The organism is Thermosynechococcus sp. JY1331, from assembly GCF_031583475.1.
Classification (GTDB): domain Bacteria; phylum Cyanobacteriota; class Cyanobacteriia; order Thermosynechococcales; family Thermosynechococcaceae; genus Thermosynechococcus.
The window spans coordinates 1,254,115-1,276,512 of the sequence record NZ_CP134180.1; the positions used below are offsets into that span (position 1 = coordinate 1,254,115).

The 22,398-nt window shown below is 52.3% G+C and carries 16 protein-coding genes; 6 read left to right on the forward strand and 10 right to left on the reverse strand.

Annotation, left to right across the window (positions count from 1 at the left end):
* Positions 1-42: 42 nt before the first annotated feature.
* Complete coding sequence (locus RHJ31_RS05985) at positions 43-4,311, forward strand: CHAT domain-containing protein (protein ID WP_302677718.1); 4,269 nt, start codon at positions 43-45, stop codon at positions 4,309-4,311.
* Between the two features lie 7 nt (positions 4,312-4,318).
* On the opposite strand, the gene hemC is transcribed toward RHJ31_RS05985, so the two are convergent.
* Together hemC and RHJ31_RS05995 are read right to left on the reverse strand one after the other, a co-directional pair.
* Positions 4,319-5,281, reverse strand: a complete 963-nt coding sequence (hemC, locus tag RHJ31_RS05990; protein ID WP_302677719.1) for a hydroxymethylbilane synthase — start codon at positions 5,279-5,281, stop codon at positions 4,319-4,321.
* Positions 5,282-5,345: 64 nt separating this feature from the next.
* Positions 5,346-6,689 (reverse strand): TIGR03279 family radical SAM protein, encoded by a 1,344-nt coding sequence (locus tag RHJ31_RS05995; protein WP_302677720.1) that lies wholly within the window; start codon positions 6,687-6,689, stop codon positions 5,346-5,348.
* Positions 6,690-6,833: 144 nt separating this feature from the next.
* Between RHJ31_RS05995 and psb35 the strand changes: the two genes are divergently transcribed.
* Both psb35 and RHJ31_RS06005 read left to right on the forward strand, forming a co-directional pair.
* Positions 6,834-7,079, forward strand: a complete 246-nt coding sequence (gene psb35, locus RHJ31_RS06000) for a photosystem II assembly protein Psb35 (RefSeq protein WP_315862889.1) — start codon at positions 6,834-6,836, stop codon at positions 7,077-7,079.
* Positions 7,076-8,704: a cyclic peptide export ABC transporter gene (locus tag RHJ31_RS06005; protein WP_302677721.1), complete on the forward strand. Its 1,629-nt coding sequence runs from the start codon at positions 7,076-7,078 to the stop codon at positions 8,702-8,704. Before psb35 ends, RHJ31_RS06005 begins: the two co-directional genes overlap by 4 nt.
* Here RHJ31_RS06005 and ntcA read toward each other — a convergent pair.
* The 4 genes from ntcA to RHJ31_RS06025 form a co-directional block, all read right to left on the reverse strand.
* Positions 8,701-9,366 (reverse strand): global nitrogen regulator NtcA, encoded by a 666-nt coding sequence (gene ntcA, locus RHJ31_RS06010; protein ID WP_190278317.1) that lies wholly within the window; start codon positions 9,364-9,366, stop codon positions 8,701-8,703. The genes RHJ31_RS06005 and ntcA overlap by 4 nt on opposite strands.
* A 174-nt stretch (positions 9,367-9,540) precedes the next feature.
* The gene (locus RHJ31_RS06015; protein ID WP_302677723.1) at positions 9,541-10,185 is read right to left on the reverse strand and encodes a DUF2834 domain-containing protein; all 645 of its coding nucleotides are present in this window, start codon (positions 10,183-10,185) and stop codon (positions 9,541-9,543) included.
* A 6-nt stretch (positions 10,186-10,191) separates the two neighbouring features.
* Entirely contained in the window at positions 10,192-10,851 is a 660-nt protein-coding gene (locus RHJ31_RS06020; protein WP_310445754.1) for a hypothetical protein, read from the reverse strand.
* Positions 10,852-11,227: 376 nt separating this feature from the next.
* A complete protein-coding gene (locus RHJ31_RS06025) occupies positions 11,228-13,954 on the reverse strand; it encodes an MGH1-like glycoside hydrolase domain-containing protein (RefSeq protein ID WP_302677725.1) in 2,727 nt (908 codons plus the stop codon).
* A 702-nt stretch (positions 13,955-14,656) separates the two neighbouring features.
* On the opposite strand from RHJ31_RS06025, the gene RHJ31_RS06030 reads away from it, so the two are divergent.
* Positions 14,657-15,490, forward strand: a complete 834-nt coding sequence (locus RHJ31_RS06030) for an acyl-CoA desaturase (protein ID WP_302677726.1) — start codon at positions 14,657-14,659, stop codon at positions 15,488-15,490.
* 6 nt (positions 15,491-15,496) lie between these two features.
* Here RHJ31_RS06030 and RHJ31_RS06035 read toward each other — a convergent pair whose 3' ends face one another.
* A complete protein-coding gene (locus RHJ31_RS06035; protein WP_302677727.1) occupies positions 15,497-17,269 on the reverse strand; it encodes a hypothetical protein in 1,773 nt (590 codons plus the stop codon).
* Positions 17,270-17,500: 231 nt separating this feature from the next.
* Positions 17,501-18,049 (reverse strand): DUF1269 domain-containing protein, encoded by a 549-nt coding sequence (locus RHJ31_RS06040; protein WP_206200010.1) that lies wholly within the window; start codon positions 18,047-18,049, stop codon positions 17,501-17,503.
* Between the two features lie 141 nt (positions 18,050-18,190).
* Between RHJ31_RS06040 and RHJ31_RS06045 the strand changes: the two genes are divergently transcribed.
* A complete protein-coding gene (locus tag RHJ31_RS06045) occupies positions 18,191-18,583 on the forward strand; it encodes a 2Fe-2S iron-sulfur cluster binding domain-containing protein (RefSeq protein ID WP_225901556.1) in 393 nt (130 codons plus the stop codon).
* Between the two features lie 6 nt (positions 18,584-18,589).
* The gene (locus RHJ31_RS06050; protein WP_302677729.1) at positions 18,590-19,441 is read left to right on the forward strand and encodes an inositol monophosphatase family protein; all 852 of its coding nucleotides are present in this window, start codon (positions 18,590-18,592) and stop codon (positions 19,439-19,441) included.
* Here the strand turns inward: RHJ31_RS06050 and RHJ31_RS06055 are convergent.
* A complete protein-coding gene (locus RHJ31_RS06055) occupies positions 19,438-20,163 on the reverse strand; it encodes a segregation/condensation protein A (protein ID WP_302677730.1) in 726 nt (241 codons plus the stop codon). The two genes, RHJ31_RS06050 and RHJ31_RS06055, sit on opposite strands and share 4 nt — an antisense overlap.
* A 48-nt stretch (positions 20,164-20,211) precedes the next feature.
* Entirely contained in the window at positions 20,212-22,137 is a 1,926-nt protein-coding gene (locus RHJ31_RS06060) for a DICT sensory domain-containing protein (protein WP_302677731.1), read from the reverse strand.
* Positions 22,138-22,398 lie beyond the last annotated feature (261 nt).

Sequence of the window (22,398 nt, forward strand, 5' to 3'; positions counted from 1 at the left end):
GATAAAACTATCCTCATTAGCAAGTTTTTTACATAACGTCATATGAATTCTCGATGCTTAACAAAAGTGTTGCCCTACAGCTGGGTGATCCTGACTAGCTTGACCTCTTTTCTTGGTACACCCGCCCTTGCTGAAATTACCCCCGCTCCCAATGCCACTGGCACCACCGTAGAAACCGTCAACCATCAGTTCAACATTGGTGGCGGACAACGTTCTGCCGATGGCCAAAACCTCTTTCACCTGTTTCGTGATTTCAATGTCCAGCAGGGGCAAACCGCCAACTTTCTTTCTACCCCGCAAATTCGCAACATTCTTGCTGGCGTCAATGGTGGCAGTGCTAGTTATATCAACGGCGTGCTGCAAGTTACAGGCGGAAACAGTCATCTCTACCTCCTGAATCCTGCAGGTATTGTTTTTGGTCCGAATGCGCAGTTGAATCTACCAGCGGCATTCCATGCCTCGACAGCCCAGCGCGTTCACTTTGGCAATGGCCTCTTTGATCTCAATGGTTCAAACACCTACAGCCAACTCAATGGCTCCCCGATTGGCTTTGAATTTGCCAATAGAGGCATCCTAATTAATGAAGGCAATCTTAGGGTCAATGCTGGTCAATCCCTGACCCTGATGGCGCATCAGGTGATCAATACAGGTACCCTTGGCGCAGCAGGGGGCACGGTCAATGTTGTGGCGGTACCTGAATCAGGTCTGGTGCGCATTTTCCAAGAGGGCATGCTCCTCAGTCTAGAGATTCCCAAAGAGCGATTACCCGCCGCAGGCATTATTCAGCCAATTGATCTCCCGACGTTACTCACAGGGGGTAATGGCTATCCTGCCGTCAATAGCGTGATTCAAAATCCAGATGGCACGATTCATTTGGTTCACGACAGTACCAAGATTCCCCTAACCACAAATACAGCAGTCATTGGCGGCACGATTGATGTGAGTCATACCACCGGCGCCGGGGGTAAAATCACCATTGCTGGCCAAGGCAGTAATATTGCTCTGATTAATGCCCAACTGAATGCTGCGGGTAATACAGGGGGCGGCACAATTCTCATTGGTGGTGACTATTTAGGGGGAACAACAGGAACTGGCCGGCTAGGCAGTAGCTTCAATGCGCAAAACCTTTTTGTTAATGCCGGTACTCTTTTGAATGCTGATGCCACCCATCAGGGTAACGGGGGCACAATTATCAATTGGGCAGAGCACAACACACGTTTCTATGGCCAGATCAGTAGCCGTGGCGGTGCGCTTGGGGGAGATGGCGGCTTTGTCGAAGTTTCTGGCAAACAGTTTCTAGATTTTCAAGGCACAGTCGATACCACTGCCCTAAATGGCAACACAGGAACATTATTACTTGATCCGACAGACATATACATCACTGACAGCATGTATGATGTCAACATTACTTCCTCTTCGCCCTTTAAAGCACTATCAAACTCTTATCCAATTTCTGTGTTAACTATAGGAACGCTGTTATCAGCACTCAATTCCACAGACGTTGTCATAACAACAGACAGTACGGCGCTAACTACTGGGAATATCTATGTAGAAACCTCAATTTCCAGCAGCTCGACAAACTCACTCACGCTACAGGCTGATAATGATATCATCATCGGCTACCCCATCTCGCTTCAGGGGAGCTTGGTATTACAAGCAGAGGGAGTGATTCAAAATCAATCATCCTTCAATAATCCAATTAATATCAGTGCAGCAAACATTAGTGCCAATGCTCCCATACAAACTAATGGCGCCAATATCACCCTCCAAGCTAGTGGCAATATCTTCCTTCCTTCTAGTGGCAATGTTCTCAGTACATCAGGTGGAAGTATTAATCTACAGAGTAGTGGGGGTACGATTTCCCTTGGAGGTTTAGTTAATGCATCTGCAGGCAGCATTCAATTCAGTGGTAACACAGCTCTACTGAACTCAACGAGCTTTTCAGGGAAAAATATTACATTCAATGGCAATATCAACGGCAATCATTCTTTGAATATTGACTCAACAGGTCAAACCGTAGTTTTAGGAACAATCAACACTGCAAGTCTAAGCATCAATGCTCTTGGTGATATTCAGCTGAACAATGTCACCACTAGTTCAGATATTAGTCTAGACTCTGTACTTAATATTACTGCTGGTAATTTGCAAGTAACTCAAAGTAGTGGTACTATCGGCGTAGTTGCTTTTAATGACATCACTCTCGGCAACCTAATCAGTGCAGGCGGAGCGATCGCAGTCTTTTCAAGAAGCGGGGGTATTTCAACTGGCAATATCAACAGCAACGGTGGTTTTGTTTATCTTGATTCCATAACTGACATAACAACTGGCAATATTACGACTCACGGCGGTGATTTGGCTGCTGTTGCCTACAGGGGTGCTTTAACAATAGGTAATATCAATACAGCTGGCAGTGGTGGCAATGTTACACTGTTTGCGCCTACGATTACGACGGGTGATATCTTCACCAACGGTGGTAACTTCTTAGCTTGGACTGGTGATTTCCCTATTCCAACCTCTAGAGGTACGATTGATCCAATTCCGGATGATGATGATGATTTAACACTGCCTGATCTATTCACTAACCTCCAGACAATACCCAGCGGCAACTTAACGCTGGGCCATTTGACGACTGGTGGTGGGGATGTCAACCTAAGGGGCGGCAATCTAGTTTTCAACTGGATTAATGCTGGGGCGGGCAGTGTTGATATTTATGCGCAAAATTCACTGCGTGGCTTGGGTACGTTTGTTTCCAATGGTGTACCTACCACGATATGGGGTGACTCAGTGAATATCTTTATCAACAATGCCACTCCATTTTTAGTGGGCAATTCCGAAAGGAATGGAACTGCAGGAGCAATTCAAGCCGAGGGATCGATTATTCCTGTACCCACAACACTTTTAGGTCTTGTGGAGGTCGGAAATATTCGTTTTGAAAATACAGGTAAAAATCTTGCCGATAGGAGCTTCGTTCCTTCTGAAAAAATCAATCCTCTCTTAGAACCCCCTACACCAGCCATCTCCGATCCCCTTAAAGTACCTACCGCTCCCCCTGAAATTCTCTTGACTAGAGATATCGAGACTGCCCTAGCTAGCAATAACATTGAGGGTGCGCTGGCGTTACTCGATCTACGGGGCTGTCAAGAAGTCAGCAGTTACCTACAACGTACTTGTGATAGGCAAGATTTCTCCCTTGAGGATTTACAGGCAGCCCTCAATGAAATTGCCAAGCAAACAGGTAAAAAGCCAGCGGTCATTTATACCCTAGCCCGGCCTGACCAATTTGATCTCATCTTGGTTACCCCAGAGGGGAGGCCGCTTTATACACCCCTACAGAACGTGGGACGTGAACAGTTATTGAAAACAGTGGATACTTTGACTAACAGGGTGCGTGATCCACGCCTGATCAATACCCGTACTTATCTACCGGCGGCACAACAGCTTTACCAATGGTTGATTGCCCCCTTGCGTGCTAACTTGAATGCCCAGGGCATTGATACACTGGTCTTTGTTCTAGACAGTGGTATGCGTAGCCTTCCCTTGGCAGCGCTCCATGATGGTCAAAACTTTCTTGTAGAGCAATTTAGTACGGCGCTGGTTCCCAGTATAAGGCTCATAGATATTCGCTACCGCAGTATTCAACGGGAACCCATCTTAGCAATGGGGGCATCGGAATTCCCAGATCAGTCCCCCTTGCCGATGGCGACCCTAGAGGTGGCGCAGATTGTTAAAAACCTAGGAGGAGGCCAAGCCTTTCTCAATGAGGCCTTTACAATTGCTAATTTTAGACAACAGCGCCGTCAAGGAATCTATCCTGTGATCCATTTGGCCACTCACGCTGAGTTTCAACCGGGGGCTGCAGAAAATTCCTACATTGCTTTTAGGGATGGGCGATTGAATCTTTTGCAGTTCCAAGGCCTACAGCTTAACCGTCCCCAAGCAGAATTGTTGACCCTCAGTGCCTGCCGCACGGCGGTTGGAGATTTGGATGCAGAACTGGGGTTTGCAGGTCTGGCGGTACAGGCGGGGGCGAAGTCGGTGCTGGCCAGTTTGTGGTATGTCAGCGATGAGGGGACGTTGGCGCTGATGACTACTTTCTACGATTTGTTAAATACGGTACCCATTAAGGCCGAGGCGCTACGGCAAGCGCAGCTAGCAATGCTGGGCGGCAATATTCGCATCCAAGACAATGAACTGCAAACAATTCGTGGCCGCATTCCGTTACCCCCAGAAGTTACCCAAGGGGCTGGTCGTCGTTCCCTCGATCATCCCTACTACTGGGCTGCCTTTACCATGGTAGGGGTTCCATGGTAGGGATAAACTAACGCTCGAGACGGGCAGTAGCAAAAATCTCTTCCAAAATCTCTGAGGCTCCCTGTTCCCGCAGCTTCAAAGCAAGGCGCGTCCCTAGTGCTTCTGCACTGGCAGGCTCCCCTGTGAGAGTGTCTTTGACAAGGCGTTGGCCATCGAGACTGGCGACCAATCCTGTGAGGGTGAGTTGACCATTTTCAATCACCGTATGCACCCCAATGGGCACTTGACAGCCCCCTTCCAATTGCCGCAGGAAGGCTCGCTCTGCTAAGCAACGGGCTGCTGTTTCTCGATGTTCAAGGGTCTTGACCAAGGCTAAAATGTCGGGATCGTCGGCGCGGCATTCAATGCCTAAGGCACCCTGACCAACGGCGTAGAGGGACACTGTTGCGGGTAAGACTTGGCTAATGCGATCGCCAAAGCCCAAACGCCGCAGGCCAGCTACCGCCAAAATCAAGGCATCGTATTCCCCAGCATCTAATTTGGCCAAGCGAGTATTTAGATTGCCCCGCACATCCTTAAACGTGAGATGGGGGTAGTGGTGGCGCAACTGTGCCAAGCGACGCAGTGACGAAGTACCAATGACCGTGCCTTCAGGTAGGGTATCAATGGTGTGTCCTGTCCATTTTGCACCTAAAACAAGGGCATCTGCTGGGTCTTCCCGCTCAGTAATCGCGCCTAAAACTAAACCAGCGGGCAACTTGGTGGGTAAATCTTTGAGGGAGTGAACGGCCAAATCGGTCTCACCCCGCAGCATTGAAAGTTCTAGCTCTTTGGTAAAGAGGCCTTTATCGCCAATTTTGGCAAGGGCGACATCAAGGATATTGTCTCCTTGGGTGGTCATGGTCACCACCTCAAAGGCGCGATCGCGATGATGGGCTTGTAACTGCGCCTGTACCCATTCCGTTTGCACAAGCGCCAGTTGACTTTTGCGGGAACCAATGCGAACTGGGCGGGAGGAGGTGGCAATCATAGGGTTGAGTGTGCAGCGGACAGCATCCAGCCATTATAGGTTGCGGGGATCCCAAGGGGCAAGATCAGGCATTTTCGGGGTGAGTACAAGCAGCAATAATCGCTGCCGCGCCACCAGAGACCACTTGAATGGGGACCCCTAGCGCTTCCTCCACAGTGGCTAAAGACACATCATCGAGAAAAACGGGTTCATCGTGCTTGAGCATCAGACTGGGCAGAAGCAGGCGATCGCCCAAGGGTTTGCCCTTCAGGTGATAGATCAAATCATGGCCGGTTAATAGCCCTGTCACGGACATCTGCTGTCCCCAATAGTCGCTAGCAAGGGCATAGAGATCAAGGCGCAGGTTCTCAATTTGGTTAAGGCGAGCCACCAAGGGTGCAAAGGCCTGTTCCACGGTATTACCCACCACCCAACTCAGATGACGCGGCTGCGGTAAGCGTTGGGGAAGCTGTTGGGCGTGAAGCTCAAACTCTTCTAAAAACAGGCGAATCGTTCCCACGCCATTACTGAGTTGCGGATAGTCCTGATAGTGGGCGGCGGGGGGTAAGGGCGATCCGGCAATCAAGAACCATTCATCTGCTAGCCAAGCAAAGGGGGTTTGCCACTGCTGTTCAAACCGCTGTTGGAGTGCCTGTACCCGTTGAATCACCGCTTGGGCGTGATCAGGGGTGACGGGAATCAGTTCATCCTCAGCAGGGCGAAAGCGAGTCAGCCCCACCGGCACCACTGCCACTGAAAGCACGGTTGGCCATTCAGGATCATAGAACTGGGCTAAATCCCGCAGTGTTTGCTCAAGGCACTCGCCGTCATTAATCCCCGGACAGACAACCACTTGGGCATGGAGTTGCAGCCGTTGCTCTTGAAACCAGCGCATCTGTTGCAGAATTTCCCCCGCCCGTGGATTTTTCAGTAGGCGTTGGCGAACACTGGCTACTGTGGCATGGACAGAGACATAGAGGGGGGAAAGGCGCAAGCGAGCAATGCGTTGCCATTCTGAGGGAAGCAGGTTCGTCAGGGTAATGTAGCTGCCGTAGAGGAAGCTGAGGCGGTAGTCGTCATCCTTGGCGTAGAGGCTTTCCCGTTTGCCGGGGGGCTGCTGATCAATAAAACAAAAAGGGCAGCGATTGTTGCACTGCATCAACCCATCGAAGAGGGCAGTGGTAAACTCCAATCCTAAGTCTTCATCAATGTCTTTTTCAATTTCGAGAACGTAGGTTTGGCCGTCTTTCCCTAGCACTTCTAGGGTGAGGTATTCCTCGGCACAGAGAAACCGATAATCAATCAAATCGCGGGGGCGATCGCCATTAATGGCCACCAACGCATCACCGGGTTCAAATCCCAACTCAGCGGCAATGGAGCCGGGTTCCACAGCAGCCACAACAGCCGGGCGAAGGGCGCGATCGCTCATGGTTGATTGTTGAAAAGAGGGGGGACAGTCAGCAAAACTTCTTTATCTTGTACTGTACCTTAGGCAGCACAGCCGCTTCCAACTCTCAGGATTCTCAAAGCAACCATAGGGTTGATATAGTGGTGTTCTACATATTTCTAAAAAATGTTAACGAGGACGATGATGGGGTCATTGGGGATTAGCTTTACCGTTGGTGCAGGTAACTTTGTCCCCTTTTATGGGGTATTGCTGCTGGGTCTTGTGGCGGCCGTGAGCATTGGCCTCATTGCATGGTACAACTCGAAGCGTCCCCCCGGTTGGGAAAATGCCGATCGCCCCAGTTTTATTCCCAAGTTGAATCTCGAAGAGTCTGAGTCCAATCCCACCCCTGATGAGACAACAGATTCGTGAAGCTCTTTCGGATTCTTTTACGGGCAGCTTGGCCGACGATTGTTGCGGCAGCGATCGCTGGACTTCTCAACGGTGGCAGTACGGCTGCGCTCATTGCCCTGATGAATGCCGCCCTGCAGAAAACCCCTGCCCTCCAACACCTCTTACCTTGGGGATTTATTCTCCTCGGAACCCTCCTACTGCTGACCCACTTTAGCTCTCAAGTGCTCCTGGTGCGGGCTGCCCAACAGGCGGTTTATGAAATGCGCCTCCTCCTCAGCCGCCAGATTCTCGCTTCACCCCTACGCCAGTTAGAAGCCATTGGCAATCCGCAACTCCTTGCGACGCTGACAGAGGACGTGGATGCCGTCTCCCGTTCCTTTTCTGTCCTGCCCAATCTTTTTAATGCCATTGCCATTGTTATTGGCTGCCTGATTTACATGGGTTGGTTGTCGCCGCCCCTCTTTTTTGCCCTTGTGGGCTTGATTGTCATTGGTACTGGCAGCTACTTGTTTCTAGCGGGCAGAGCACGCAAATTTCTAGAGCGGGCACGGCAGCAACAGGATCACCTCTTTCAACACTTTCGGACACTCACCGAGGGCAACAAAGAACTCAAGCTCAATCGGCAACGGCGGTTGGCCTTCTTTTATCGGGAATTGGAACCCACTGCTCAGAAAACACGGCAGCAAAACGAGCTAGGGTACATGGTCTTTGCCATTGCTGCCAGTTGGGGGCAGTTGCTGCTCTTTGTTACCATTGGCTTCTTTCTCTTTACGCTGCCCCATTTGCTGGGAGCCACACCCACAGTTCTCTCAGGGTATGTTCTGACGATCATTTACCTCATGCTGCCGATGCAACAGGTGATTGATGCCATTCCGGTATTTAGTCGTGCCAGCGTTGCCCTCAAGAAGGTGGAATCCCTACAACTGAGCCTTGGAGATCCGCGCCAAAACCTCAACGATACAGGCGAACTCCCTCCCCTTGGCTGGAAAACCCTCTCACTGCGACAGATTCGCCATCAGTACCACGGTACCCACGAGGATGAACCTGCAACCTTTACCCTCGGCCCTTTGAGTTTAACCGTGCAGGCTGGGGAACTCCTTTTTATTGTCGGTGGCAATGGCAGCGGTAAATCCACCCTAGCAAAAATTATTACCGGCCTGTACATTCCCGATCAGGGAGAAATTTGGGTAGATGATCACTGTTTGCAGCCTGAGGACTACGAATGGTATCGCCAACACTTTGCCACCGTTTTTAGTGACTTTTATCTTTTTGAGTCACTGTTGGGCATTGAGTCCCCCGAACGCCTTGCAGAAGTGCCAAGTTACCTCGAAAAATTGCGATTGAGCCACAAAGTTCGCCTAGAAGGTAACCGCTTCTCTACGACATCTCTTTCCCAAGGGGAGCGCAAGCGTTTGGGGTTGTTGATGGCCTATCTCGACGATCGCCCCGCCTACCTCTTTGATGAATGGGCAGCGGATCAAGATCCTGTGTTTCGGGAGATTTTCTACCGCCAACTCCTACCCGAGCTAAAGGCTCAGGGCAAAACGGTATTTGTGATTAGCCATGACGATCGCTACTTTGACGTGGCCGATCGCCTGATTAAACTGGACTATGGCCAACTGGTGGTGGCCTCTCACCCCTAGGTAAACTGCTGGCTCAGCATCAGCGGATTATGCACGGTGATTTTCTTTTTGTGAATTGAGATCATTTTTTGATCGCGGAGTTCCCCCAATAGGCGAGTCACAGTGACCCGTGTCGAACCAATGGCCTCGGCGATCGCCTGATGGGAAAGTTTCAAATCCACCGTCACCCCGGCACTCGTGGGAATTCCAAAATCACGGCAAAGAATCAGCAAAAAGCTCACCAAGCGGGATCCCATATCGCGATGGGCAAGGGTCTCGATCATCATCTCCGTTTGCAGGATCCGCGATGACAGCCCCTGAATCATAAACATCGGCAAATCGGGATCCTCGTGCATCGCCTTTTCCACCTGTTCGATGGGAACGGCCAATAGCTCCACATTCGTAAACGCCACCGCATGGTAAAAGCGATCGGAGCGGGTGCCCGTAATCAGGGACAGCACCCCAAATACGGTATTTTCCCGCAGCAGTGCCACCGTAATTTCTTCGCCCGCTTCATACACCCGTGAGAGCTTCACTGCCCCCTTGAGGAGAAAATAGACCTTTTCCGCTGGATCCCCCGGAAAGAAAATGGTTTTGCCGCGTTCGTAAGTTTCAGTGGTGGATGGAAACAGGCCACTGGCCATGTGGCGAAAGACGGGTGCTAAGGGTTGATCTTTGTTCATGAGTCGTGTGTCAATCCAAGGTGGTTTAACTGGTGGTGTGGCGATCGCATAGGGTGCTGTCGGCATTGATATCCCCCCAACAATGCAACTCTCTCAACGCCAGCGAATCTTGCTCTGGGTGAAGAGTTCAGCATTGACAGATTAGTAAAACCAATTCAGGGGCATTTTTTTGTATCATGCCACACTTTTTTTCGAGAGAATTAAGGGCGGACGCAAAAGCAAGTACCCTAATGCTCCCAAGAGGGGGACAAGGCTCCACCAGCGCCACGGTGACTTTTCCAGCCCTCGCCGTTGCCAGTCATCCACTAGTAGCACCGGCAAGAGCAACGACAGGAGGCAAAAGTCTAGGCTCATCACATGAATAAAGCGGCTGGTTTGCCACTGCTGCCAAAAGTCTGGCCAATCGCCGCCAACCAAGCCATAGCCAAGAAAGCCCACAGCCAATAAACCAATGACAACGGCAGTGAGCCGTGATTCCCAAAGGCGTATCCCCCGATTGAGTTCTCCGCTGAAGATCGGTGCTGGCTGGCGCAGGATGAAGTAAGGTAACAGGGCAAACGCACCCACGGCAAAACTAAAAACCGCAAATGGCCACGCGGGAAATCGCTGTTCTTGACCATCCACCACCAGTAATGCGGTATAAATCAGTGGCCAGACGCCCATCAAATTAAAAAGACTGACAATGAGGGGGTTAATGCCTTGCCAGTCTCCCGTTGCTAGCCGTTGAATGAGTGTCAGTGTTTGCGGTTGATCGGGGGGGGCAAAACCAAAGCTATAGACAATCAAGCCCAGCCACAGAACCGCAAAGAAAATCCGCATACCGCCCTAAGCTAAAACCGTTTCGGGTACCCCCGCTTTTTGCAGTTGCTTCGTAAATTGCGGCAGCACTCGTTGGCACTGGCGGATAAAGGCCTCTAGCCAACCTTGCAAGTGCTCTAGCTGCTCCTCACTGAGAAACACATCGCGGCTGGACTGGTAAGATTGACAAACCACACGACCGTCATTGGTCACTGTAAAGTCAGCGAACCAACTGCTGTAGGGACGAGTCCCCCGCCAATAGTTGGTCACAATCATCTTGCCAAGGTATTTCTGGGCGATATCGCCAATTTTGTTAAAGTGTTCTAGCACTTCCGCCAAGGTGAGGACTTTTGCTGCGGCGCCTTTTGTTTCTTCAAGCTGCGGCAGGGTAATGTCTGTCAGTTCTTCGCGAGGCTGTCCCCCCAGACCCATGAGGGCAAAGAGTTTTTGTTCCAGATTGGCGAGGTAGCTATTGTAGGTTTGGCCGTTGCGGCTCAGGGTTTGATGCATCCGCACAATGAGATCAATTTCTGCCAACTTAGTTGCCGCCAAGGATTCTAGGCGTGCCAATTGATCGGCAAAGGCTTGACTGTCACTTTCGGTACCACTTACGGTCAACCCAAGGGATTCAGCACGCTTTGCAAGGAGACGGCGAATGTAATAGCGGGTCATGGGTGTGAGCGACATAATCTGAACCTCAAATGCAGCCAATGTGGAACACGAGTGGAATGTGAACTTTTGTAAATCAGCTTAACATGTCTGCTGCCTTTGTTGCAAAATGTAATAGCTCTGTTTAACTAATCCATCCTAAAGGCAGTAGAAATCTAGTGTTAAGCGAAAGCTAGGCCACTCGTCTCTTTACCAATTTAAGAGATGAAGGGTGCCCTATGGCCAGTAATTTTACGGAAATTCACTAACTCTTGGAAAAATTCAATCCCTCTCAAATCAGCTCGGGTTACCGAGGTTTACGGCTGCGGCAACGGTTCTCCCATTTCGCCATTGAGAAATGAAAAAAGGGGGCGATCGCCCCCCTATCACAATACGCTTCAGCCTTAATCAGGTGCTAGCTGGCGCTGACCAACTCCGCTAAGCGTTTCGAGACCACAGCCAAGTGTCCTTTCTCCAGTACCTCATCGGCGTCGAGAACATTGAGTGCCATGATGATCCGTGCAATCAAACCCGTCCAGCCGGTTTGGTGACTCGCACCTAGTCCTGCGCCATTATCCCCATGGAAGTATTCATAAAACAGAATTAGATCACGCCAGTGGGGATCGCTTTGGAATTTTTCGGTGCCACCATAGACCGGTCGCCGCCCCGATTCATCCTTGAGGAAGATACTGGCCAAGCGGCGGGCAATTTCTGCCGAGACCTCCCAGAGGTTGAGCCAGCGGCCTGAACCGGTGGGGCATTCCACCGTAAACTCGTTGCCGTAATAGCCATACATTTTGCGGAGGGCTTGCACCAAAAGGGCATTCACGGGCATCCAAATGGGGCCACGCCAGTTGGAGTTACCGCCAAAGAGGCCGGTGGTGGATTCACCGGGTTCATAGCTAACGCGATAGGCCTCGCGGCCGAGTTGGAAAATATAGGGGTGATCGTAGTGGTAGCGGGAGAGGGCACGGATGCCATAGTCACTGAGGAATTCACTCTCATCCAACATGCGGGTGAGAATCCGCCGTAGTTTGGCCTCGTTGACGGGGGAGAGCAACCGCCGTTTTTTTACACCCGGGCGATCGATGGGGTTAATGTTGGCCAAAAGCTCAGGGTGGCGGGCATTAAAGGCAGCAATGCGTTCCCTAAAGGTGGGTAGGGAGTCCAGCAACTCTTCCGAGAAAATGGCAGTGGCACACAGGGGCAGCAATCCCACCATCGAGCGTACCTTCAGGCGCTGGGCACGACCATCGGGCAGCCGCAGCAGGTCATAGTAAAAGCCATCTTTGTCATCCCAGAGTTCATCTTTCTGGACACCAATGCGATCCATCGCTCCGGCAATGTAAACGAAGTGCTCATAGAATTTGCAGGCAATATCCTCATAAACGGGATTGTGCTGTGCTAGCTCCAGCGCCATAGAGAGCATATCGAGGGCAAACATTGCCACCCAAGCCGTACCATCCGCCTGCTCAAGAACACCACCTGTGGGTAGGGGCGCACTGCGATCAAAGACGCCAATATTGTCTAAACCAAGGAAGCCACCCTCCATGACGTTGTTGCCGAGGGAATCTTTGCGGTTGACCCACCACGTAAAGTTGAGCATGAGCTTGTGGAAGACACTCTCAAGGAAAGCCAAATCGCCTTCGCCTTTTTTCATGGCTTTGTCCAAGAGATAGATTTGCCACGTGGCAATCCCATGCACAGGCGGATTCACATCACCAAAGTTCCATTCGTAGGCGGGAATTTGACCGTTGGGGTGCAGATACAGTTCATTCACCATCAGCTTAAGCTGCTCTTTGGCGAAGTCGATATCCATCAGAGCTAAGGGCGAGCAGTGGAAGGCCAAGTCCCAAGCGGCAAACCAAGGATATTCCCACTTGTCGGGCATGGAGATAATGTCGGCGCTTTCAAGGTGGAACCACGATTTGTTGCGGGTAACGATGCGCTCTTCCACATCGGGGGGCAGCGCTTTATCTTCCAGCCACTGCTTGACAGGGTAGTAGTAGTACTGCTTTGTCCACATCATGCCGGCAAAGGCTTGACGAACCACATTGCGCTGATCAGCCGTGCAGTCACTGGGGATGAGGTGATCAAAGAAGAGATCCGCTTCGGTGCGGGCTTGGTTGAGGCGATCGCTAAAGGCATTGCCAAAGCTGAGGGGGCTACTTTTGGCAGATGCTAGGCGTAGTTGAATGATCTCAACCCCTTGGGCGGCAACTGTGACTTGGTAGTGGGCAGCCACCTTGGTGCCGACTTTGTCGGGGTTGACGGCATTTTGCTCACCATTGATCAGGTAGCGGTGAAAGGCATCCTTAACGTAGGGCGAGGCATTGGGCTGGCCAAAGAGCCGCTCAAAGTTGGTTTCGTTCTCAGTGAAAAGAAAGGGCACTGGGCGATCGCTGGTCAGTTCGTATTCCCCTAGCTCGTCATGGCGTGCCCGCACCAGGGTCGCATCCATTTGCTTCAGTTCTGGTTTGGCGAGAACCTTGTCCGGTGTCCAACTCCACGTATTGCGGTACCAGAGGGTGGGCAGAACGTGCAAATGGGCAGCTTCGTTGCCGCGATTGTGAATGCTGATTTGAATCAAAATGTCATTGGGAGCCGCTTTGGCATATTCGATGAAGACATCAAAGTAGCGATCGCCCTCAAAGACCCCTGTATCCAAGAGTTCATACTCCATTTCAAAGCGGCTGCGGTGGCGGTTGGTCATCACCAGATCAATGTAGGGATAGGCAGCTTGGGGATACTTGTAGAGGTATTTCATGTAGGAATGGGTGGGCGTACTGTCGAGGTAAAAGTAATACTCTTTAACGTCCTCCCCATGATTGCCTTCATTGTTGGTTAAGCCAAAAAGCCGTTCCTTGAGAATTGGATCGTTGCCATTCCAAAGAGCCAAGGCAAAACAAAGCCGTTGCTGTGCATCACAAATGCCACCGAGGCCATCTTCACCCCAACGGTAGGCGCGCGATCGCGCTTGATCATGGGAAAAATACTCCCAAGCATTGCCGTCGGTGGAATAGTCTTCCCGTACAGTGCCCCACTGCCGCTCGCTCAAGTAAGGTCCCCAAAATTTCCAAGGGTTGGCTTGGCCATGAACTTGATTGAGTCGTTCCAGTTCAGGATTGACAGGAGAAACCATTTTTAACCTCGCTTGTTATCTCAAAAATTCCATAAAGGTCTACGAACTTATATGAACTTAAGCGAAAACTGTTAATAAATAAAAAAATAAAAAAAGATAAAGAGCTTAAGCTCATAAATTTTGAGTATAAGCAAAATATCCTAAATTCCAAGAAAGGAAACATTAAGGTTTAGTAATCTGCTAGGGCAGATATAGCCCTTTCCTGAACTAGGGGGACATCTAAGAATCCAATCCGCTACAGTAGGAGTTGTCGCAGTGTTGAGCGTCTTCGTGAAAGAGGTAGTACCCGACCCAGATTTTGCTTGACCTGATGCGCGGCAAGCCCCGGTATTTATGCCGGCGGCGAAGGATAGTGCGGATGGCGGCGGCATCCTAATCATGGTATTGCCACTGAAACCCAAGGTGGCCTACGGCAGGGCATGCCGGCAAGATACAAGCAGCGGTTAGAACCCGCCGAAACGATTGCGCAGTCATCCCCGTCGTAGGAATCTGCGGCTTTCAGGCCGGGGAGGAGGTCAAGTCTTCTCCAATCTCTGCTATGATGAAAGGAAGGGCTGGTTGTTTGCTCGTTAAACGTAGATTGTTTAGAAAGCCATTTCTCTAGGCATCTAGGTAAAAAGCAGTCGTAACCATCTTTGCTCTAAGGGAGCAGCCTACAGGGCTCAACTCCACTTTGAGTTTGTCAATGTGTTCGAGAGTTTTATGACATCTGTTTCTTCGTTGCCTGCGCGCCCCCTGCGTCCCAATTGGGGGGTGATTTTTTTTATGGGCATTGTGCATTTGGGAGCGTTGCTGGCATTGGTACCGGGGCTGTTTTCCTGGCCGGCTGTGCTGTTGTGTGTTGTTCTCTATTGGGTGTCTGGAGGCCTTGGCATCACCCTAGGCTGGCATCGCCTGATCACCCATCGCAGTTTCCAGTGCCCGAAATGGCTGGAATACTTTTTTGGCTTTTGCGGCAGCTTGGCCTGTGAGGGTGGAATTATTGAATGGGTTGGCCTCCACCGTAATCACCACCTCCACTCCGATCAAGAACTGGATCAGCACAATTCCCAAAAGGGGTTTTGGTGGTCGCACATGGGTTGGATGCTCCAAGAAGTGCCCGCCAAGGCAGAGGTAGAACGCCTCACCAAGGACATTAACACTGATCCGGTGTATCGCTTTTTGAATCAGTACTTTGTGCCCATTCAAGTGGTTTTAGGGGTCTTGCTGTATCTGTGGGGGGGACTGCCCTTTGTGGTCTGGGGTATCTTTGTCCGCCTTGTGCTGGTGTATCACCTCACGTGGTTTGTCAATAGTGCCACCCATAAATTTGGCTACCGCACCTTTGAATCGGGCGATCGCTCCACGAATTGTTGGTGGGTTGCCCTGCTGACGTTTGGCGAAGGCTGGCACAACAATCACCACACCTACCCCCATTCGGCACGTCACGGTCTGCAATGGTGGGAATTTGATATTACGTGGATCACGATTCGGGCATTGCAAGCGATTGGTCTGGCCCAAAAGGTGCGGCTCGTGGAAGTCCCCACGAATCAGTAACAGCCCTTAAAAGGGGTACTGGAGTTCCGCCTCTTGCCAAATGCGGATCAATTCCCTCGCCTCTGGGTAGAGGGGATGCGTGGGGGGGATGAGTTCGGCGGTGGCGATCGCCTGCTGGTTGTCCCGCCCCACCCAATAGCGCGCCTGCTCCAAGATATTATTGCCCCACTGCACAATCAACTGGTTGGCGGTGGCATAGACACTGGAGTTGGGGGAGATTTCTTGGGCAATGGCAATGGCAGCAGCAAAGTCGCGATCGCGCCCCCCTCGAGCATGGCGCTGGGCTTCATTCAGGCGAGCCGTATCCACATCAGGCTGCCAGCTCACCGCTTCCGTTGCAACGGGGGGAAAGAGTTCTTTGAGGCGATTTTGAGCCGTTTCATAGAGGGCACGCTGGGGACGAATTCGCTCAAGGAGTTGGCGGGCTTGCAGCAGGGCTTCAGGGGTGCCTTGGCGGGCAAGGGCGTTGGCCTGATCGATCAGGGGTTGATCCTCAGCAATCTCGATTTGACGTTGCCACAGCCGTCGCTGATCGCGGATTTGGTCTTGGCGGTAGGGACTCGCGTCCGCCAAAGGAATGTTGAGGCGGTTGAGGGCAAGGTAGAGGCGATCCAGCGTGCCGCCACGGGCAATGGCTTGAGCTTCTGCGAGGGTTCGCAGTACCTGCAAATCTGTTTGCCAGCGCCGAATGGCCTGCTGGGCTTCAAAGTAGAGGGGGCGTTCTGCCGTAATCGTCCGCGCTTGGGCAATGGCTCGATCAATGTCCTGTCCCATCCCCGCTTGAGCAAATTCTTCCGCTGCGGCTAGCTTGGCTACATCCTCAGCGCTGCGGGCACTCCTGACATCACGGGGAATTAAACCAGCAATGCGCCTTGCCTCTTGGGGGTCATAGCGATTCAGAGCCGCCACTGCTGATGCAAGTAACTGTTCACCCAACTCATTGAGCAATCGCCGCGCACCGGCATAAATATCACTGGTGGGGGGAATTCGCCGCACAATTGCAATGGCAGCGGCCAAGTTATCGGCTCCCCCCTGTGCCATGAGGGCACGGGCTTCATCCAACTGCCGATCTTCCCGTTGGGCACGGATAATCCGCTCATTAAAGGCGCCAAACTGATCCTGTGCCCAATAACGACAGGCAACAAATTGCAACTGGAGCGAGATTTGAAAAGCTTCTCGCCATTCGAGGTTTTTTAAGGCGGCTTCGGCGCGCTGGTAGATGCTCTCCCCCTCTTGCCAAATTTCCTGCCAGCGTTGAATGCGTTCTTCCACCTTGGTATAGGCTTGGACATCCCGAGGAATCCACCGCGCAAAGGCGATCGCCCGATGTAATTGCCCCTCATGAAAGGCTACCTCTGCCAAGGCCAAAACCTGATCTGACCACGCTTCTAGGCGGCGATTAATCTCAGGGGCAAGGGGATGATCGCGAGGCAAGTCATCAATGAGATCAATGGCATGGAGCAAATCTTCAAGGGTGTGTCGCTCCGCCGCTTGTTGGGCGCAGTAGAGGCGAAAGGAGGCCGATGCCAAAGGCCAAAGGACAAAATCACAATTGCCGGGAGTCGTCGGTTGCCGCAGCAGCAGCCACAGGGATAGCCCGGAAATCCCGACGGAGGTGAGGAGGGAGAGGCTGGCCACCACTTGCCAGTGTTGCAACCAAGGTAAGCAGGCATACCACTGCTTTTGGACAAGGGGGACTAGACGATTGAGTTGGCGCGATCGCCCACCAAAGCGTTTTAAGATCGCGATCACTGCGGTTGATTTAGTTTGATCCTGCACCGTCTCCCACTCCCCAACACTCCCTATTGGCATCCCTAACTGTGAGCACAATGCCCAGTGACAGCCCTTTTCTTAGGCGTTAAGGAACTGAAATGTTCCCGACACTCACTTGCGCAGTGTTGCCTGGGTTCCATCCTTGGGAAAAGGGCTGTACCTAGGGAATGGCCGAGCCTTTCAAAATTATCCTAATCAATTTAGAGCGAGAGCTAGACCCAAGACAAACTCAACAAACTAACTGTTCGCCGTTTCACTGGGGGTTGTCGCTTCGCTCGGGGCAGGCGATTGGGAGGCCAGATTGCCTCGGTTAAGGGCTTCTTGCAACTTGGCTTCATCCTCTTTTGACAGGGAGGTGCGCAGGACTTTACCGCCAAAGGGAGCAATTTCCTCAAGGACTTTGTCGGGTGTGGCTTGACGCACCAACGTAAAGATGGCCGAGCTGCCGGGGGCAATGGTTTGTCCCAATTCCTTGATGAAATTATCGTCAATGCCAATATCGGTAAATTTGCCGGAAATCGCCCCGGCCACAAGACCCGCAGCCCAGCCCAAGAGGGGATTGAAGAACAATAGACCAATGAGCAGCCCCCAAAAGCCACCGCCAAGGGCCCCCTGGAGGGTCAAATCCTGAGTCTGGTTGATTTTAACCTTGCCATCTTTGGTGCGCACGACAACAGCCGCGTCCTCAAGGTCAATGAGATGCTCACGCTGGAGTTTTAATAGCTGGATTAATACTTCGTTCGCCTTGTACTCATCATCAAACGCAATGACCACTAAGGTACTCATAACTTTAGGTCTCCCTACGAATGTGGGTCATAGAACCGCTCCTACCCTAGCATTGTCATTAGCAGGTTGGGATTGCGGTATTGTAGCTAAGGGACGAAGCAAGGTCTTTGACAGCCCTTTTCACGGTAAGATAGCGAGACCATGAGCACGCCACAAACCTACACTGTGACCATTCACGTGCGTCCCCTCAAGCCGGGGGATCCACCCACGCGGACGTACACAATTACTGTTCCGAGCGATCGCTATATCCTGCAATACGCTGAGAGCCAAGGCCTTGAGTTGCCCTTTTCCTGTCGTAACGGTGCCTGTACTACCTGTGCCGTGCGCATTCTCTCTGGCCATGTCTATCAACCTGAAGCCATGGGACTCTCCCCCGCCCTGCAAGCCCAAGGCTATGCCCTCTTGTGTGTCAGCTATGCCCGCTCTGACCTTGAGGTAGAAACCCAAGATGAAGATGAGGTCTATGAGCTGCAATTTGGCCGCTACTTTGGCAAGGGACGGGTACAGCTGGGGCTGCCCCTCGATGAGGACTAGTGATCCATGACAGCTGTGAGTTGCCCACTGCCGGCGAGTGAGCGGCAGCGCTATTTAGAAATTGCCACGGAGGCAGCCTTGGCGGGGGGCGCTGTCCTGCAGCACTATTGGGGCAAACTGAGTGAGATTGAGGAAAAGGGGCGCTCTGGTGACCTCGTCACGGTGGCCGATCGCCAGTCAGAAGCAGCGGTACTGGATGTCATTCATCGCCATTGTCCAGACCATGCGGTGCTCGCGGAGGAATCGGGTCTTTTGGGACTGAAGGATAATCCATTTCTGTGGGCGATTGATCCTCTGGATGGCACCACCAACTATGCCCATCAATACCCCTTTAGTGCGGTGTCAGTAGCTCTCTTAGTAGAGGGAGAACCCCACATTGGTGTCGTCTATGATCCCTTTCATCGCGAACTGTTTCGCGCTGCTACAGGCCTCGGTGCCACCCGCGATCGCCAGCCCATTCAGGTTTCCACCACCGCAGAACTGAGTCATAGCCTTTTGGTCACGGGCTTTGCCTACGATCGCCGTGAAACCGAAGACAACAACTATGCGGAATTTTGCTACCTGACTCATCTCAGCCAAGGGGTACGGCGGGGTGGCGCGGCAGCCATTGACTTGGCCTACATTGCCTGTGGTCGCCTTGATGGTTATTGGGAACGGGGTCTGTCCCCTTGGGACTTAGCGGCTGGTGTGGTTCTGGTTCGTGAAGCTGGGGGCGTCGTCACTGCCTACGATCAATCCCCTTTTCAACTGACATCAGGGCGGATTTTAGCGACGAATGGGTATCTCCACACTGCCCTGAGTGAGGCACTCCTGCGGGTAAAACCCTTGGGCTTTTCGTTTCTGCCAGAGGGAGGTTAGGCCTCTAGGCGTATCGCTTCAGCTAAACACGTCCGTACCTGTAGGGGTTGATAGAAATTGGTTTGTTGGAGATCCACCTTAGACTGGGCAGTGAGGAATAGCAGCGCCCAAAAGACCCCCACAGGATCGGGTTTGCGCCGCAGTAGCTCTTGGAAGTCTAGCCATGTCCCTTCGGGAGCCATTTCTCCGAGGAGACTTTCTACTTCGTTAGCTATCTCCGTCAGGTTTTCTTGGTGCGCCAGTTGGGTAATTGCCTTGAGGGTTGTGGGACGGCGACGCCGCCGCGGTTGATGCGGCCGCAGCACCTTTGCACGGTCGTTCTGAACTGCCATGGTTTTCAGGTGGGCAATCAATTCCTCAAGGGTGACGCGGCGCCGTTGTTGGGGGGGAGCCACGGGGCGACGATGCAAATACTGCTCTAGGGCATGGGGCAAGACCACAAAGGACTGGTTTTCGCTGATCTCTGGCGGTTCTGGGAATTCTGTTTCCTCGGGCATCGGTTCAGCAACTGCAACTAGGCGATCGCTCTTCAGGAGCACCAGCATCGCTGCATACAAAAAGGCCTGCCCTGATTCACTGAGATTGGGTTCCCCCCGCCGTGTCAACTCCGCCAAACAGCGATCGAAGACCTCAATCACTTGAATATCCCAAGGGTCAATTTCCCCCCGCTCAGCCAAGTCAATCAAAATGTCAATCGCGGTATCGGCAAAGGATTGGCTCATGGTTGGCTGACCACTCGTTGTTGTCTATCTTAGGAGGCTTGGCAGCCCCTATCCAGAAAAAGGCTCAGCAATGGGAATCGTAAAGTGAAACTCACTACCGCGATCGCGCCCCGCCGACTCCGCCCAAATTTGCCCCCCCAAATTGGTAATGATCTGGCGACAGATCGCGAGACCCAAGCCCGTCCCACCCGTAGAGCGCCGCAGTGCTCCCTCCTCCTGATAAAAGCGATCAAAAATCGTTTCCAAGCGATCCGGCTCAATACCGCGCCCCGTATCGGCAACCGTCACTTCCAATAGACCATCGGGACGAGGCTTGGCAGCAATGGAAACCTGACCCGACTGTTCCGTAAACTTGCAGGCATTATCGAGTAGCTTCGAGAGCACCTCCACTAGCCATTCGCCATCTGCTCGGATCAAGGGCAATTCCTTGGGCAAGACTGTGCGAATGGTCGGTAGTTGATCCTTGGGGGTGCGCAGACTACTGAGGGCTAGATCCACCAGTTCTTGGAGGGGGAGGGGTTCCGGTCGCCACTGCACCCGGCCACTTTCCAACTGCGAGAGGGTAAGGAAGTCCTGAATCAGTTTCCGCATGCGCTCAGCATCAGCGAGAGCCGTACTCAACATCACCTGCCGCAGTTCTGAATCCATATCGGGTTCACTCGCTAGACTTTCGAGGCAGACTTGAATAGTCGAAAGGGGCGTGCGCAGTTCATGACCCGTAATTGCAATCAGATTACTGCGGGTGCGATCTAAGGCCTCCAGTTGCGCGTTGAGTTCCTCCAGATCTGCGTAGGCCTCCGCCTGAATCAGGGCAACCCCCACTTGGGTGGCGATCGCCTCCACTAATTCTGCGTCCATATCGTGCCACGGCAGCGGTTCGCCGCGGTGGAGTTCAACAATGCCCAACAGCCGCCCTTGATAGAGAACAGGCGCCAGTAGGAGGGCTTTGACGCCGGCGGCCTCGAGGGGTTTGAAACGGGTCGCCTCGTAGTGGGGATCGGCGGCTACGTCATCCACCTGAATCACCTGCTGATGCGCCAGTGCCTGCTGGGTGTAGGGGTGCTCACTCACGGGCCAATACTGGTACTGCAATGGCAGTAGGGCACCGCTGGTGTACTCGTGCTCAATGCGCACGCGAGTATCGGTACTGCGGCAACGGTAAATGAGACAGCGATCGCCCTTGAGGGCTTCCCCTAGTTCTGCCACCGCACGAGTGAGAATTTCTGTGGGATTAAGGGAGTTGCGAATCGCCGTGGTAATTGCATTGGTGAGGCGTTCCTTGCGCTCTTGAATGGCAATTTGGCGGTAGGCCTTGATTTGCTTGTACTGGCCAGCTTGGAGATAGGTCACTAGGCGATCGGCAAAGGGGGCAGGATCACTATTGCACCCCGCCACTTGGCGATAGGTCTCAACCCATGCCAGACCTTCCTTGAGTTTCTCCTTCAGTTCAGGGCGGTACTCCCGAATACGGTTGAGGAGGATTTCAGCGGTTGTCGCTGCCACCTGCCGATCAAAGGTCCAAATGCCCTCAAAACGACGCGCCGCATCCATCGGCGGCAACACATCCAAGCGCTGGGCAGGCGATCGCTGGACTTCGCGGCAGACCAAGCAAGTGCTGTAATTTTTGCCCAAGACGGTCAAATGCCATTCTTGACTGAGGGCATCGGCGGGATCAAAGGCAACCATTTCATAGTCTCCCGAGCAGTTCTTAAACTCGGTTTCCGGGGCAGCCAAAACGTAAACGTGGTGGGACTTGGTGGCAATACGGCGGTAGCGATGGGCTTCTTGGCGATAAAAGCGTTCCCGCTGAAAGCAGGCAATAATAATCGGCGCATCCTCATTGGCCAAAACCTGATCCTCCATTGCATGGGAAAGCGCCGTCAGCGATGTCTTGAAGTACAGTTGCGATCGCAAGCGAGGCAACCGCGCCAACAACTCCTCAAGAACAGATGTGGCAATGATCCTGTTGGCCATGGAAAAGTGTGAATAAGAAGATGCCCTACGGTACCATTATCGGCAAATCCGCACCAGCGAACCTATTGAAATTCAGTTCGAGCGGCTGTACCTAAGTCAACCAACGGCTGAATTGCTGGAACCTTCAATCTTAAACTTTTGTTAAGAATTTTATTGATCGGCAGGGCTTATGTGTAGTTTTCTATACTATATTTAAGCAAACCTCAAAAGATCAGCTCCTCTAGCACCGGGGATCAACAAAATCCTCATCATTGCAATGGT